Annotated in this window: 9 protein-coding genes; 7 read left to right on the forward strand and 2 right to left on the reverse strand. The window is 65.9% G+C overall.

Annotated features, from left to right (window positions below; genetic code table 11):
* Nucleotides 1-220 precede the first annotated feature (220 nt).
* From acnA to ABC383_RS20605, 6 genes are all read left to right on the forward strand, one after another.
* Nucleotides 221-2,857 carry an aconitate hydratase AcnA gene (acnA, locus tag ABC383_RS20580; RefSeq protein WP_413016731.1) on the forward strand — a complete coding sequence of 879 codons (2,637 nt, stop codon included), beginning with the start codon at nt 221-223 and terminating at the stop codon, nt 2,855-2,857.
* Nucleotides 2,854-3,753 carry a GntR family transcriptional regulator gene (locus ABC383_RS20585; protein WP_413016733.1) on the forward strand — a complete coding sequence of 300 codons (900 nt, stop codon included), beginning with the start codon at nt 2,854-2,856 and terminating at the stop codon, nt 3,751-3,753. Before acnA ends, ABC383_RS20585 begins: the two co-directional genes overlap by 4 nt.
* Before the next feature lie 24 nt (nt 3,754-3,777).
* The gene (locus tag ABC383_RS20590; RefSeq protein ID WP_413016735.1) at nt 3,778-4,515 is read left to right on the forward strand and encodes an ABC transporter substrate-binding protein; all 738 of its coding nucleotides are present in this window, start codon (nt 3,778-3,780) and stop codon (nt 4,513-4,515) included.
* A 301-nt stretch (nt 4,516-4,816) separates the two neighbouring features.
* Nucleotides 4,817-5,797 (forward strand): tripartite tricarboxylate transporter substrate binding protein, encoded by a 981-nt coding sequence (locus ABC383_RS20595; RefSeq protein ID WP_413016737.1) that lies wholly within the window; start codon nt 4,817-4,819, stop codon nt 5,795-5,797.
* Nucleotides 5,794-6,291 carry a tripartite tricarboxylate transporter TctB family protein gene (locus ABC383_RS20600; protein WP_413016739.1) on the forward strand — a complete coding sequence of 166 codons (498 nt, stop codon included), beginning with the start codon at nt 5,794-5,796 and terminating at the stop codon, nt 6,289-6,291. Before ABC383_RS20595 ends, ABC383_RS20600 begins: the two co-directional genes overlap by 4 nt.
* Nucleotides 6,292-6,300: 9 nt before the next feature.
* On the forward strand, nt 6,301-7,800 hold the full coding sequence (locus tag ABC383_RS20605; RefSeq protein WP_413016741.1) for a tripartite tricarboxylate transporter permease: 1,500 nt from the start codon (nt 6,301-6,303) through the stop codon (nt 7,798-7,800).
* A gap of 1,044 nt (nt 7,801-8,844) precedes the next feature.
* Here ABC383_RS20605 and ABC383_RS20610 read toward each other — a convergent pair.
* Nucleotides 8,845-10,056, reverse strand: a complete 1,212-nt coding sequence (locus tag ABC383_RS20610; protein ID WP_413016743.1) for an MFS transporter — start codon at nt 10,054-10,056, stop codon at nt 8,845-8,847.
* Between the two features lie 760 nt (nt 10,057-10,816).
* Between ABC383_RS20610 and ABC383_RS20615 the strand changes: the two genes are divergently transcribed.
* Nucleotides 10,817-15,028 (forward strand): hypothetical protein, encoded by a 4,212-nt coding sequence (locus tag ABC383_RS20615; RefSeq protein WP_413016745.1) that lies wholly within the window; start codon nt 10,817-10,819, stop codon nt 15,026-15,028.
* 576 nt (nt 15,029-15,604) lie between these two features.
* On the opposite strand, the gene ABC383_RS20620 is transcribed toward ABC383_RS20615, so the two are convergent.
* Nucleotides 15,605-15,919, reverse strand: a complete 315-nt coding sequence (locus ABC383_RS20620) for a hypothetical protein (RefSeq protein ID WP_413016747.1) — start codon at nt 15,917-15,919, stop codon at nt 15,605-15,607.
* Between the last annotated feature and the right edge of the window lie 57 nt (nt 15,920-15,976).

Genomic DNA, 15,976 nt, shown 5'->3' on the forward strand with positions numbered 1-15,976 from the left:
GGGCACGGCGGTCAAGGCATTCATGAAGCGGGTCTGCCCGTCGGGTCCTGCTTCGGTGATCCGCACTTGCTGGTGCGTTCATCGATGGACACAGTGTACTCACCCTTCCGCCTGCAATAAACAGCGCTAGAGACAATTCAGAATTCCATATTCACGAATAATCAACCGGGATTAGAAATTTCAGATTGCATTTTTATGCGTACTTATGCAAATATGCGGCATGGAAAACCTGTCCTCTTTCGCTCCTGCCACTCTCAGCCACGGCGGCTCGACCTACCTGATGGCGGATTTGCCGGCCCTGTCCGGCGCGCGCCATGCCGCCCTGCCTGTGGTGCTGCGCATCCTGCTGGAAAACCTGGTCCGCAATACCGATGGCGCGGAGCGTGAAGAGGCGGTACGGGCCATGTTCGCCTGGCTGGACACCGGCAGCAGCGAGGCGGAGATTGCCTTCCAGCCAGGGCGCCTCCTGATGCATGACACCACCAGCACGCCGGCCCTGGTCGATATCGCCGCCATGCGCGACGCGCTGGCCGAAGCCGGCGGCGACCCGGCCCAACTCAATCCCGGCCTGCCGGTGGACATCTCGGTCGACCATTCGCTGGCGGTGGAATTCTTTGCGCAGCGCGACGCGGCCGAGCGGAACCTGCAGCTGGAAATGCGCCGCAACGGCGAGCGCTACCGCTTCCTGAAATGGGCATCGACGGTGATGCAGGGCGTGCGCATCCATCCGCCCGGCACCGGCATCATGCACACCATCAACCTGGAGCAGCTTGCCACCGTGGTCACGGTGCAGCAGCGCGACGGCCAGCCATGGCTGGTGCCTGACACCCTGATCGGCACCGACAGCCATACGCCGATGATCAATGGCATCGGCGTGCTGGGCTGGGGCGTGGGCGGCCTGGAGGCGCAGACGGTGATGTTCGGCATGCCGACCATGCTGCGCATTCCCGACGTGATCGGCGTGCGCCTTGCCGGCCGGCTGCGCGCCGGCGTACTGGCCACCGACCTTGCCCTGACAGTGACGCAGCGGCTGCGCGAGATGAGCGTGTCCGGCGAATTCGTCGAATTCTTCGGCCCCGGCGTGGCCACGCTGGATGCCGGCGCGCGCAGCGTGGTGGCCAACATGACGCCGGAATACGGCGCCAGCACGGCTTATTTCCCGATCGACGGCCGCACCCTGGACTATCTGCGCGCCACCGGCCGCGACGCCGCCAGCGTGGCGCTGGTGGAAGCCTATGCGCGCCGCAGCGGCCTGTGGTTCGACCCGGCTGCCACGCCGCGCTATACCCGCATGCTGGAGATCGACCTCGATGCGGTCGGCATGCACGTAGCCGGCCCGCGCCGGCCGCAGGACCTGCTGGACTATGGCGACACCGGCCGCGCGCTGGCCGCCAGCGGCGCAGCAGCCGCCGGCGACGGCCTGCCGGCCTATCCGGTGGCGATCGCCGCCATCACCAGCTGCACCAACACTTCCGACCCCGCCCTGCTGATCGCCGCTGGCCTGCTGGCGCGGCGCGCCCGCGCGCTCGGGCTGCGCACGCCGGCCTGGGTCAAGACCTCGCTCGGCCCCGGCTCGCCGGCCGCCGCCGCCTACCTGGAGCGGGCCGGCGTGCTGGACGACCTGGCGGCGGTGGGCTTTGACATCGTCGGCTATGGCTGCACCACCTGCATCGGCAATTCCGGCGCCCTGACCGCGCCGGTGCAGCAGGCGCTGTCGCAGCGCCAGGCCAGGCCGGTGGCGGTGTTGTCGGGCAACCGCAATTTTCCGGGCCGCATCCATCCCGATCTCGAACTCGGCTTCCTGATGTCGCCGCCGCTGGTGATCGCGTTCGCGCTGGCCGGCCGGGCCGACATCGACCTGAGCCGCGAGCCGCTGCACGTCACGCCCAACGGCACGGCGGTGTACCTGCGCGACCTGTGGCCGACGCAGGAGGACATCGACGCGCATGTGCGGCGCGGCGTGGCGCCGCAGGACTTCCGGCGCGCCTTCGCGCTGGCCAGCCAAAACCCGGCCTGGCATGACTTGGAAGCGCCGCGCGCGCCGCAGTTTGCCTGGGATGCCGGCTCCACCGCGCTGCGCCGCCCGCCCTTCGCGGCGGCCAGCGAGGGCAGCCAGCTTGGCCATTACCTCGCCTATCCGCTGCTGGTGCTGGGCGACGACGTGACCACCGACCATATCTCGCCGGCCAGCGCGATTCCGAAGGACAGCTTCGTGGCCGACTTCCTGGTGGCGCGCGGCGACGACCGCAATGACCTCAATGTGTTCGCCTCGCGCCGCGGCAACTGGGAAGTGATGCTGCGCGCCGCGTTCTACAGCAAGAGCTTGCGCAACCTGCTGTGCCCGGCGGCGCCGGTTGGCCATACCCTTCATGTGCCCAGCGGCGCGGTGGCGCCCATCTTCGAGGTCGCGCAGCGTTACCGCGACGCCGGCGACGCGGTCGTGCTGGTGGCCGGCGAACGCTACGGCACCGGCTCGTCGCGTGACTGGGCGGCCAAGGGCCAGCGCCTGCTCGGCGTGCGCGCAGTGCTGGCGCTGAGCTTCGAGCGCATCCATCGCTCCAACCTGATCGGCATGGGCATCCTGCCGTTGCGGCTGCCGGCCGGCATGCATCCCGACGCGCTGCGGCTGCAGCCGGGCGACCGGCTGGAAATCAATGCCCAGGCCGGCACGCTGCTTCCACGCTGCAGCGTGCCGGTACGCCTGCACCGTGCCGATGGCCAGGTGCAGGCGTTCGCGGCGCAGGCCGCGATCGAGACGCGGCTGGAATGCGCGCTGCTGGAGAACGGCGGCGTGATTCCCACCATCCTGCGCCAGGCAATGTCCGACGCGCCAGCTAAAAAGGCCGTGGTCGGATGAGCGCCGAAGCCGCCATCTCCCGCCAGATCGTCGAACTGGCCCGGGAACAGGCATGGGCTGCCGGCACACACTTGCCGGCACAGATGCTGGCCGACCGGCTGCGGGTATCGCGCCAGCCTGTCAATACCGCGCTGGCGGCGCTGGCGCAGCAGGGCGTGCTGACGCGCCAGCCCAACCGCGGCTACTTCCTGGCCCGGCCGCTGACCGAAGAGACGCTGGCCGAGATCGTCGGCAAACTCGGCCTGGACGAGGCCGACATCGTCACCGGCAGCTATTTCCAGATTGCCGACGACCTGCTCAAGGGAGCATTGCCGCAGGAATTCTCCGAGCAGATGATGCGCAAGCGCTACGGCCTCACCGCCGCCCAGCTCAATGCGGTGCTGGGCCGCATCGCCAGCGAAGGCTGGGCCGAGCGCAAGCCCGGCTATGGCTGGACATTCTCGTCGATGCTGACCACGCCCGACAGCCTGCTGCAGTCCTACCGGCTGCGGTTGGCGCTGGAGCCGGCCGCGTTGCTGGAGCCGGGCTATCGCCTCGACGCCGCCGTGCTCGCACAATGCCGCGCCACCGAGCGCCAGCTGCTCGACGGCGGCATCATGACGGCCAGCGCCGACGCGCTGCACGACCGCGGCGTGCGCTTCCACGAAAGCCTGGTGGACGCCTCCGGCAATGCCTTCTTCATCGACGCCATCCGGCGCGTCAACCGCGTGCGCCGGCTGCTGTCCTACCGCTCCATGCGCCAGCGCGAACGCTATCCCGAGCACTGCCGGCAGCACCTGCACCTGCTCGACCTGCTGGAAGCGCGGCGCAATGCCGAGGCAGCGGCCTTCCTGCGCGAACACCTGGACCATACGATGCAGTCGCTGTCGCGCATCGAGAACATCCTGCAACCCTGAACCCACCACCAAGAGGCACCGTCCATGAACCTGACTCCCGCCATCCGCGCCGCCTTCACGCCCACCGGCAAGCTGCGCGCCTCGATCAACCTGGGCAATCCCATCCTTGCCAATACCGGTGCCGGCGGCCAGCCCGGCGGCGTCTCGGTCGACCTGGCCGGGGAGCTGGCTACCACCCTGGGCGTGGAACTGGAACTGGTGGTGTTCGACGCCGCTGGCAAGTCGGTGCAGGCGGTGGCCGCCGAGCAGGCCGACATCGGCTTCTTCGCCATCGACCCGCTGCGCGGCGCAGAGATCGCGTTCACCGCGCCTTATGTGCTGATCGAAGGCTATTACCTGGTGAAGGACGATTCCCCGCTACGTACCAACGACGAAGTCGACCGCGCCGGCAACCGGGTGGTGGTTGGCAAGGGCAGCGCCTATGACCTGTACCTGAGCCGCACCCTGGCCCAGGCGCAGATCGTGCGCGCCCCCACCTCGCCGGCGGTGGTCGAGACCTTCCTGCAGGAAGGCGCCGAGGTCGCCGCGGGCGTCAAACAGCAGCTGGAGGCCGACGCCGCGAAAGCGGGCGGCCTGCGGCTGCTGGACCAGCGCTTCATGGTGATCCGCCAGGCGATGGGCCTGCCGAAAAGCCGTGGCGCCAAGGCAGCGGACTTCCTGCGCGCCTTCGTCGAAGAAAAGAAGGCCAGCGGCTTCGTGGCGGCGGCGCTGCAGCGGCACGGCATACAGGGCGCCTCGGTGGCGCCGGCCGGCGCGGAATGATGTTGTAAAAAGAAAACAATCCGGCACTAGTGTTTTAGTGAACGCCGTTCGTTTAACGGCTGGCATACCAGCCATAAGCTATGCTGGGTGCCATCGTCCGGCCAGGACGTCGTGCTGAAAGGCTTACGAATTCGCCGGGCAGAAAAGGCCGTATATCCGCAGGCGCAGGCTTGCATGGATCACCGGCCGCGATAGGGCAGTTCGGCCGGACAATGCGGGCAGTCCGTGCCGGGCTGCCCGGTCCATCCTTCATTAAAAATCCGCACCGCAAAAACCAGGTGCTTTCAAGAGGAGATGTTGCATGTACACGATCAATCACCTGTTTGCCCGTGCCGGCCGCGCCGTGGCAATCGCCGCCGCGTTCGCCGCCGCCGCGCCCGTGATGGCGCAGGCGCCGATGGAACTGAAGATCATCGCGCCGGCCGCGCCGGGCGGCGGCTGGGACGGCGCCTCGCGCTCGCTGCAGCAGGCCATGGTCGCGGCCGGCGCCGCCAAGAGCGTGCAGGTGGTCAATGTGCCGGGCGCCGGCGGCACCGTCGGCCTGGCGCAGTTCGCCAACGGCGCCAAGGGCGACGGCAACCAGATGATGGTGATGGGCATCACCATGCTGGGCGCGGTGCTGACCAACAAGGCGCCGGTAGGACTGGACAGCGTCACGCCGATCGCCCGCCTGACCGCCGACCCGCTGGTGGTGGTGGTGCCGGCCAGTTCGCCGCACAAGAGCATCAAGGACCTGGCCGCGGCCATCAAGGCCGATACGTCCAAGGTGGTCTGGGCCGGCGGTTCGGCCGGCGGCGCCGACCATATCCTGGCCGGCCTGGTGGCCAAGGCCGCCGGCGGCGACGCCAGCAAGCTCAATTACGTGCCGTTCTCGGGCGGCGGCGAAGCGCTGGCCGAAATGCTGGGCGGTCGGGTGGCGGCCGGCATTTCGGGCTACGGCGAATTCGAAAGCATGATCAAGTCGGGCAAGCTGCGCGCGCTGGCCATTGCCTCCGGCAAGCGCATCCCCGGCGTGGAAGTGCCGACGTTGAAGGAGCAGGGCCTGGACGTGGAACTGGTCAACTGGCGCGGCATCGTCGCGGCGCCCGGCATCACGCCCGAGCAGCGCAAGGCCCTGTCGGCGGCGGTGGAAAAGACGGTCAAGTCGCCCGAGTGGACCAAGATCCTGAAGGCGCGCGGCTGGGACGACGCCTACCTGCCGCCTGAGCAGTTCGCCGACTTCATGAAGGCCGACCAGACCCGCGTGAAGGACATCCTGACCTCGATCGGCCTGGTGAAATGAGCCTCGGCAACGATGGCTCGGTGCCCGCCGGGCGGGCGCCGCTGGTGGTCGGCGCGATCCTGCTCGGCCTGGCCGGGCTGACCCTGTTCGATTCCCTTGGCGTGGCGTCCGGCATGGGGCCGAACGTCGGCCCGTCGGCGGCGATGAAGCTGATCGCGCTGCTGCTGGCCGGCCTGGGCGTGGCGCACCTGGTGCAGGCGCTGCGCCTGGCCGGGCAGCGGCAGGCGCAAGACCCGGAAGACAAGGTCAATCCGGGTTCGCTGGCCTGGGTGTTCGCCGGGCTGGTGCTGCAGATCGTCGCGCTGTCGATCGGCGCCGGCTTCATCGTGTCGTCGGCCATCCTGTTCGCCTTCACCGCCTGCGGCTTTGGCCGCTCGCTCAGGTCGCTCGGGCCGGTCTACGGCCTGGTGCTGAGCACGGCGGTGTACCTGTTCTTCACCAAGGCGCTCGGACTGTCGCTGCCGATGGGTCCGCTCGAGCGGCTGCTGGGATAAGGAGCCGACATGGAATCGCTTTCACTTCTGGCCGACGGCATCTGGATTGCGCTGCAGCCCGGCAACCTGCTCTTTGCCGGCATCGGGGTGCTGCTTGGCACGCTGGTTGGCATCCTGCCCGGCATCAGCCCGTCGCTGACGGTGGCGCTGCTGTTGCCGGTGACCTTCAGGCTCGACCCGACCGGCTCGATCATCATGTTCGCCGGCATTTACTTCGGCGGCATGTACGGCAGCTCCACCACCGCCATCCTGATCAACACGCCGGGCGAGGCGGCCTCGATCGCCACCGCGATCGAAGGCTACAAGATGGCGCTGTCCGGCCGCGCTGGCCCGGCGCTAGCCACCGCGGCCATCGGCTCCTTCGTCGCCGGCACCATCGCCACCTTCCTGCTGGCGCTGCTGGCGCCGACCATCGTCGACCTGGCGGTGCAGTTCGGACCGTGGGATTACTTCGCGCTGATGGTAGTGGCCTTCGTCACCGTGTCGGCCACCTTCGGCACCTCGGTGCTGCGCGGCCTGACCAGCCTGGCGCTGGGCCTGTTCCTCGGCCTGGTCGGCATCGACAAGCTGACCGGCCAGGCGCGCCTGGCGTTCGGCGTGCCGGCGCTGATGGACGGCATCTCGATCACCACGCTGGCGGTCGGCCTGTTTGCGATGGGCGAGGCGCTGTACGTCGCGTCCCGCTTTAAGAACGTGACCGAGCGGGTGGAGCCGGTCAGCGGCTCGCTGTGGATGACGAAAGCGGACTGGAAGGCTTCCTGGAAAGCCTGGCTGCGCGGCACCGCCCTGGGCTTTCCGATCGGCGCGCTGCCTGCAGGCGGCGCCGAGGTGCCGACGCTCTTGTCCTACACCCTTGAGCGCAGGCTGACGAAAAACCCCGAGCAGTTCGGCCGCGGCGCCATCGAGGGCGTGGCCGGCCCGGAGGCGGCCAACAATGCCTCGGCCACCGGCACCCTGGTGCCGCTCCTGGCGCTGGGCCTGCCGACCTCGGCCACCGCGGCCATGATGCTGGCCGGCTTCCAGCAGTACGGCCTGGTGCCCGGACCGCTGCTCTTCACCACCAATCCCGAGATGGTCTGGGGCCTGATCGCCAGCTTTTTGGTGGGCAACCTGATGCTGCTGGTGCTGAACCTGCCGCTGGTGGGCCTGTGGGTCAAGCTGCTGGCCATTCCGCAGGCCTGGCTGTATGCCGGCATCCTGGTGTTCGCGGCCATGGGCACGCTGGCGGCCAACCCCTCGGTGGTGGAGCTGACGATGCTGGTGGTATTTGGCGTCACCGGCTACCTGATGCGTTGCTGGGACTATCCGGTGGCGCCGATGATCGTCGGCCTGATCCTCGGTCCGATGGCGGAAAGCCAGTTCCGCCGGGCGCTGCAGGTCAGCCTGGGCGACTACCTGGTGTTCTTCAAGCACCCGGTGTCGGCGACCCTGCTCGCGATTGCAGTGATCGCCCTGCTGGCGCCGCTGCTGTTCAAGGGCCTGCGCCGCTTCAGGGGCGGCGACGAGTAGGGGTGCTGGAGCCTGTTCAGGCTGGCCGGTTTCAGGTTGCGGCAGCATCGCATCCTGTCGGCGTTGGCGCGGCGTCGGTGGGATACCCTGGAGGGGCATTCCACTGAACCGCCGATGAAGGACCAGGCGTCAAGTCGCTCCGGGGAAGATAGCGGAGTAGTGTGATCCGGTTGGCGGATCTGGTCTTGGGAAGCAGGTACAGGGGCGGTTGCAGTTGCAGTTGCAGTTGCAGTTGCCGTTGCCGTTGCCGTTGCCGTTGCCGTTGCAGTGAAGTCCCGTTGAGCGCGCCGTGTCAGCGGTGCCCGGAGCGGGAAAAGGTGCGGCGTCTGTCTGAGCCAAGCTTTAGCTTGGCGAGTTTAGCCGCGCCCCGCTCCGGGTACCGCTGACACGGGAACCCCCGCGCAGCGGGGGCGCGATCATCGGGTCGCCTTTTTTGGTTACTTTTTTGGCGAAGCAAAAAAGTAACCCGGCCGCCGGGACGGACTCCCGGCTTGTCTCCACGGCAGTGCAATCGCATTGCGTCACCCGGCAAGGCACGGGCAGCACTGTCGGTGTTGTCTTTGACGTTCGTATTGAAACTTCAAACTTCAAACTTCAAAAGCAACTGCTGCTTCGCAGTGACGTCTTTACGCCGGGTGAAACAAGCCGACTGCACTGTCGTCATGCCCAGGCCGGGAGTTCGCCCCGGCGGGCGACCTACTTTTTTTGCTTCGCCAAAAAAAGTAGGCAAAAAAAGGCGACCCGGTGATCGCGCCCCGCTGCGCGGGGTTCCCGTGCCGTCGATGCATGGAGCGGGGCGCGGCTAAACTCGCCAAGCTGCGCTTGGCTCAGACAGACGCCGCACCTTTTCCCGCTCCACGCACCGACGTCACGGCGCGCTCAACGGGACTTAAAAGCCACTGCAACGGCAACGGCAACGGCAACGGCAACGGCAACGGCAACGGCAACGGCAACGGCAACGGCAACGGCAACGGCAACGGCAACGGCACCCCCACCCTGTGGCCCCGCGCTACGAATCCAGCAATTAAAACCGACCCCGCCCTTTCACCGCCTGGCCGCGCGCGCCCGGCGCCGGTACAGCAGACCGACGATGGCCGAGGCAATGCCGGATGCGGCGCCCACGCCCAGCGCCCAGCGCGGGCCGAAGGTGTCGGCCACCCAGCCCACCGCCGGCGCGCCGAGCGGCGTGGCGCCCATCAGGATCGCCAGCAGGATGGCCATCACCCGGCCGCGCATGGCCGGCTCGGTCGAGAGCTGCACCACGCTGTTGGTCGAGGTGGTGAAGGTCTGCGCCGAAATCCCCACCAGAACCAGCATCGCGCCGAAGGTCTGGAAGCTCGGCATCAGCGCGGCCAGCGCGCAGCCGAGGCCGAACAGCGCCGAGGAATTGACCAGCCGCGCAATGTGAGGCTGGGCGCGCGACGCGGTAAACAGCGCGCCGGCCACCGATCCCACCGCCATCGCCGAACTGAGCACGCCGTAATGGCCGGCGCCGGCATGGTAGGCATTCACCGCCATGGTCGAGATGAAGATCGGGAAGTTCAGGCCGAACGTCCCCAGCAGGAACAGCATGAACAGCACGGTCTTCAGGTCGGGCCGGTTCCACACGTAGCGCAGGCCCGCCAGCAGCCCGCCGTCGGCGCGCGGCGCCCGCCCGCGCCAGTGCAGTTCGGCCACCCGCAGCATGGCCAGCGACCCCAGCACCGCGACATATGACAGCGCATTGATCACGAACACCCAGCCAGTGCCGATCGAGGCGATCAGCAGGCCCGCCACCGCCGGGCCTATCATGCGGGCGGCGTTGAAGGAGGTGGAGTTCAGCGCGACCGCATTGGTCAGGTGCTCTTCGCCCACCAGTTCGGAGACGAAGGTCTGGCGCGCCGGCGCGTCGAAGGCGCTGACGCAGCCGAGCAGGAAGGCGAACAGATAAACCTGCCACAGCTGCGCCACGCCCAGCAGCGTCAGCAGGCCCAGGCCCAGCGCCAGCAGGCCCATGGCGCACTGGGTCGCCAGCAGGACCTTGCGGCGGTCGTAGCGGTCGGCAACATAGCCGGTCAGGGGCAGCAGCAGCAGCGACGGGCCGAACTGCAGCGACATCACAATGCCGACCGCGGTGGCGCTGTTGTTGGTCAGCTCGGTCAGCACCAGCCAGTCCTGGGCAGTGCGCTGCATCCAGGTGCCGACGTTGGACACCAGCGCGCCGCCGGCCCATACCCGGTAGTTGTAGCCGGCCAGCGAGCGGAAGGTATTGATCATCCGGCCCGCCGCTGCGGCGCGATGCGCGCGGGCCGTGGGTGCAGGAGGAAAACGACTGGCAACATGCAAGGGCTTTCAGGGGCGCCGGGAATGCGCGGAAGGCCTTCATTATCCGGATTTCGCCGCCCGGCCTGTTGACCGTAAACGGTCGCATTGCCTGACGCAGCGGGCCGGCCGGCCTTGATCCGCCGCAGGATGCGCCGCGGCCGGCATGCTTTAACCGCTGTTCGGTTGAAGTTGTTTTATCGGCAACGGAGTGCTGCTGCATGCATATCGAGCACCAACAACAACGGCGGCATCCCGGGTTCCTGGTACTGGCACTGCTTACGGCTTTTCTGGCGCTGTACGCCACCTGGCCGCTGGGACTGGCGGTCTCGCCGGACTCGGTCGACTGTCTGGCCGCCGCTGCTGGAAGGCTACGCCGTCGCAACGACCGGGGCCTGTTGTGCTCCTCCATCGAACTGTCGTTGCTCGGTCCGGCCTGCAGGGTGTTCATCATGTGGCCAAGCGCTCCAACACTTGTCGCGACGATCTGCCAGGGCATCACATTGGCGACCTGCGGGCATCGCTGCGAGCTGCAGGGAACCCGCTATCGAAATCCGTCCCACACGCTCCTCTATGCACCTGTAATCCGGTTCGGCAAGCGCCGAAAGGCCGCGAGCCATAGTTGGACCCGCGGTCGCCTGCATCGCAGCGCCTCGGCACCGTCAGAATCCATGGCAGCCTCGCTGAACGCGCTTCAATTTTCCAGGGCTCACACATGCAATCCAATAATCCAGCGAATGACGCCGGCAATGCAATCCATGCCTACACCCTGTTTTCGGGCAGCACGCCAGTTGGCGATGACAGCCGCGATGGGCAAGCCGCAATTGGCGGAGATGGCACAGCGCGGCAACCGCGCCTGCATGCCGGCAACCGTGCAGGCACGCCGCTCCTGTCCGACGACAACCGCCTGGATGACCATAACCAGAAAATCGACGTGCTTAACGATCAGCTCCGGTTCCTGCGCGCCAATGCCGCGCTTGATCTGAAACAGACCGTGAATTTTTTTGACGCCGTCAAGGCATCAGAACAGGCACTCAAGGCTTTCTTGCGCGACGATCCACACAACGCCGCGCTTCGCAGGCTGGCCGACGGCCTGCATGCCATCCTTCCCCGTCTGCGCGCGCTGCTGTGCGAGGACGGCAGCGCCAGGCTTGACCTCGACACCATCCACATTCTGTGCATGGGCCTGTCCACCTGCGTGGCGCCAGCAATGGGCGCGATGTTTGACAAAAAGCGGCAGCAAGAGCTGAAGCCAGACCTGCAAGTCATTACAAACAGGCTGATGGAAGATGCATGCAAGGCAGGCTTGCCGTCAGCGACCGCATCCATTGGCATCGTGCTCGATATCCTGAACTGGGCCAGTCGTGTTCTCAAGGCGGATTGCGTCGATGTGAGCCCGTCCATCAGGAAAGTGTTCGACGATGCGCTGAGCGTGTTCGAGGAAGCGATGGCTGGCAAACCGGGCCTCTACGGCCTGACCCTGCATCAAATTGGCAAATGCGCCGTGCAGATTAACGCCATGTTCAGATTCAGCCTGATACGGCTCGATGGCAGCGAGCAGGGCCTAGCCGGGCGCCGCCGTCTCGCCGCTTGCGGCGTGAGCTTGTGTTCCACCGACATGGCGGCGCGTCTTGGCGCAGGAAAAATCGATGCCGTGGTCTGCACCAATGTATGCAATCTGGTCAAGGACATGATGGAGCGTGGCCTGCTGTCGGTGGCTGCAAACGAGCCGCTCTCGCAAGGGCTGGCGGGACTGGTGGGGCTGACTTTGCGAATTCCTGCCGATCAGATGCTTGCGGACGACTGCCGCACCTTGTCCAATTGCGCCAATTTCCTGCGGGTGTCCGGCGGCCACGACGCGGGCGTACTGACCCTGGTGCCGTTACCGAATTGGGCAGCTGCCAGCCACGCGCTGCTTGACGTGATAAATGAGGACAGGTTCATGGTGTGCCTGCCGAGCGGCCAGGCGGTAGCAAACCTGATCAGTTTTGTGAAGCATTGCGACTGTCACCTGCGGCAAAGCCCGGCCGCTGGCCGCAACACAACGGCCAACACGCCTGCCGGACTGATGACCACGACCACGACTACGACCACGACCGCGTCGATGCTGGCCACAACAGCATGGCCTGCTGCTGCCGCCAATGATTCAACTACCGCCAGCACCGGCCCGGGGTTGACGCAAGACAGGCTTCGCAGCGCCGCCAACCGTTTGATCCGGCATGCACTGCTCTGCAGCCCCGACGCATTTACTGCCTCCGAAACGCTCAGTGGATTCCTGTCGGGCCTGGACTACATCGTCCGGCGAAATCTGGTGACGGCCACCCCGGCGTTGAGGAAGTTCATGGCGGTTCTGATGGACAACATGGCCTGGTGCTCCACGAGCTGGAAAGAGAAATCGCGCATGGTGGCACTGCCGGCGCTACGCGGCCTGCTCGCCGCGAAGCTGGTGACCATGGCGCAGGCGCAGCCTGGCCTGGCTGCGCTGCTGGGTCCGTGCAGCAAGGCGAGTGGGTACAGCATGGAAGACCTGGCAGCCGCGATCCGGGAAACAGGCGTGGTCGACGTCGAGATTCCTGCACTGCCGCCAGCAGCGCCGCCGATGCCGCTGGCGCCTTCGCGCAAAGCGCTTCGGCCCGTACTGCCGCCCGGTTATACGCGCATCATCCCGCCATCGACCGCCAGCAACGGCCAAGGCGACGTGGGCAAGAAGGCCGCACCCAGTTTTCATGCCGCTCATCCCCCCGTTCCTGCAGCCGCTGCCGCCGCGACGCAGCCGCAAAGCCAGCCGTGGCAAAGTCCGCGCAAGGTAGCCAGGGCAAACCGTCAGGCCGGGGTTTCCAGCGTCACCTCCCTGCCACAAACGCCACAGCCGATGCCATCGGTGGCTGCCACGCCGCCGGAACGCAAGGCTGGGCCGCAACCCAGGCCGGCCAGCACGACGCGACGCGAGCCGGCGCCGAAAGGCAGGCCTGCCCGGAAGAAGAACCGGCAAACCAGCCAAGCCCCGCGCGCCAGCACCAGGCCGGAAGACGAATGGTTTGCATTGCTCGGTTCCAGGCATCCGGAAGCTCTGGACCGCCTCATGCAAGTGGCCAGCCAGTTCGCCCCTCTCAACCGTAAAAAAGGTAAGGACCGGGAAAGCCGTAGCGCGCTGGCATGCGCGCTCGCTTCAGGCCAACTCCCCGTCGTGAAGTGGCTGCTCGCCCCTGAGACTGGATACCGCAACGACCAACCGATTGGTCCATTCCTGAGCGCGGTGGAACAGGATATCGCGCTGCTGGATGACGAGGTGGTCACCTCGCTCGATTACTTTCTCGCCATGCAGGATGACGCAGCCAGGTCCGCACTCCAGCGCCACTTCGCCACGCATCAGCCGGCCAGCCTGGGCATGCAAGACCTGCTGAAGCGCCATGGCCTGATCGGTGCCGGCGTGGCGACAACAATGCCGACGTTCAGGACACCCGCGGCAGGTGTAAGCACCGCCGCCACGACCAGCACAATGACCATGACGACTGCAACGCCGATCACCACCACCACCACAACAACCACCACGACAACCACAACTGTGACAGCCGAAAGTCGCAAGGCCCGTGATCAGGAGGACGCCCGGGAGCAGCTCACCCTGGGCGATTGCTATTGGAACGGCACCGGCGTAAACGTGGACAAGGCCCAGGCCTTCGAATGGTATAGCGCGGCAGCCTACCAGGGGCTCGCTGAAGCGCAAGGCAACGTGGGCTATTGCTATCACAACGGCATAGGCGTGAAGGAAGACAAGGCCCAGGCCGTCGGGTGGTTTCGCACCGCCGCCCGGAATGGGAACATCATGGCCCGATACCACCTGGGCGTGTGCCACGAGTTCGGCACGGGCGTGAAGGAAGACAAGGCCGCTGCGGTCGAATGGTATCGCCAGGCTGCGGATGAAGGGCTCGCTGAAGCGCAATTCGCGCTGGGCAATTGCCATGAGGAGGGCATAGGCGTGAAGAAAGACATGGCCCAGGCTGCCGAGTGGTATCGGAAAGCTGCGAATCAGGGAATCGGCACGGCGCAGCTCAACCTGGGCAATTGCTATCTGGATGGCACAGGTGTACCCGAGGACCACGCCAAGGCCGTTGTCTGGTATGAGAAGGCGGCGCACCAGGGGCTTGCCGAGGCGCAGTACAGCCTGGGCAATTGCTATTGGCGTGGAACAGGTGTCCCAGAGGACAACGCCAGTGCTGTCACGTGGTTTGAAAAGGCGGCGCACCAGGGGCTTGCCGAGGCGCAGTTCAACATGGGTGTTTGCTATTGGGGTGGCGCAGGCGTACCCAGGGACTACGCCAGGGCCGTCGCATGGTATGAGAAGGCGGCGATCCAGGGGAACGCTAATGCGCAATCCAACCTGGCTACTTGCTATTGGAAGGGCGCAGGTGTAACCAGGGACTACGCCAAGGCCGCCGAGCTCTATGAGAAAGCGGCGAACCAGGGCAACGCTGATGCCCAATACAACCTGGGTGGTTGCTACTGGGATGGCGAAGGCGTACCCAAGGATTACGCCAGGGCCGCCGAGCTGTATGAGAAGGCGGCGAAGCAGGGGCTCGCCGGTGCGCAGTTGAACCTGGGTAGTTGCTATGGGCACGGCATAGGTGTAGCCATGGACTACGGCAAGGCCATCGCATGGTACAAAAAGGCTGCGAATCAGGGGCTCGCCGAGGCGCAATGCGCCTTGGGCAATTTCTATTCGAAAGGCAAGGGCGTGAAGGAAGACAAGGCACAAGCCTTCACGTGGTATCGGAGAGCTGCGGAACAGGGACACGCCGGGTCGCAATTTTTGCTGGGCCATTGCTATTTGACCGGCTTGGGCGTAAGCAGTGACCCCAAGCAGGCCAGGCGGTGGTTTCGCAAAGCCGCGGACCAGGGACACGCTCAGGCATACGCATTCCTGAACTAGGGGAGAACGGCGGCCGCACCTTTGCGTGCAAGACGTATGTCCTGTGTCGGCCCTGAAAAGGATGATGCAGGCCATCACGCAAGAAGAAGGGGGAAGGCAGCGGTGGCCCTGTCCGTACGGCCATTCCCAAAGAATGACCCGATCAATTCGCTTCTGGCCCGTGACGGGCCAGGCTGGCGAACCCCAAGTTTGCCTTGTGGGTGGAAGGCGGGTCCTGCAGGAGGGGTGCCATTTCCTTTTGCGCCGCGCTCCACCCAGGCTACTTTGCTCACTCTGGCATTGGACAGGCAGCGTCTTCCACTTCGCCTTGATGTCTGCCTTTTGCTCGCGGCTGTAGGGTCCGGGCATCGCCATCCACTGGGGATGCATGTCGGAAGCCGTGAGCAAATCTCGGCGCATTCGTTCGGTTTTACTCATCCTGTCTGCGCCAGCGGAGGATGGACGGCTTCGCACCGCAGGTCGCCATTGCGGTTGTTCAGGATCTGGCGGGAGTGCGTCGACTTCCGGGGCGGCATCGCCGCCAGGCGCCGACTTGGCTGAAGCGGGTGAACAGCAGCAGAGGATGGTAAGGTTCCTTTACGGAAAGGTTGAGAAAAAACGAAGACGTCGGTGATTTCGCTGGCTTACGGGCGAACAGGCCTCGGTGGCCTGACGCCCGCCGCCGCTCGGTAACCCGGACGGTTTGTCGACCGGCATCAATTGCCGGCATTGCGGGGCGCGACGCGCAGGCATTTTTTTACTTACGGTTTTCCAGCTGTCCGGTTTGTACGCTTTGCTGAAAAAGCCGCGACGTGGCCGCTTGAATCCGGAAAACGCAATCACTTGCCAGCCGGATTGGCAAGCAGAATTTCGCAGCCATTTTGCAAAACGCCGGTAAGTCGCATTTTTCACCTCCTGTTCCCCATTTGCCCCCCTTCCCGATGCTGTCACGATTCCAGCTGATGAAGG

The sequence above is a fragment of the Noviherbaspirillum phoenicis genome, from assembly GCF_047237965.1.
In the GTDB taxonomy this organism is placed as follows: Bacteria; Pseudomonadota; Gammaproteobacteria; order Burkholderiales; family Burkholderiaceae_D; genus Noviherbaspirillum_A.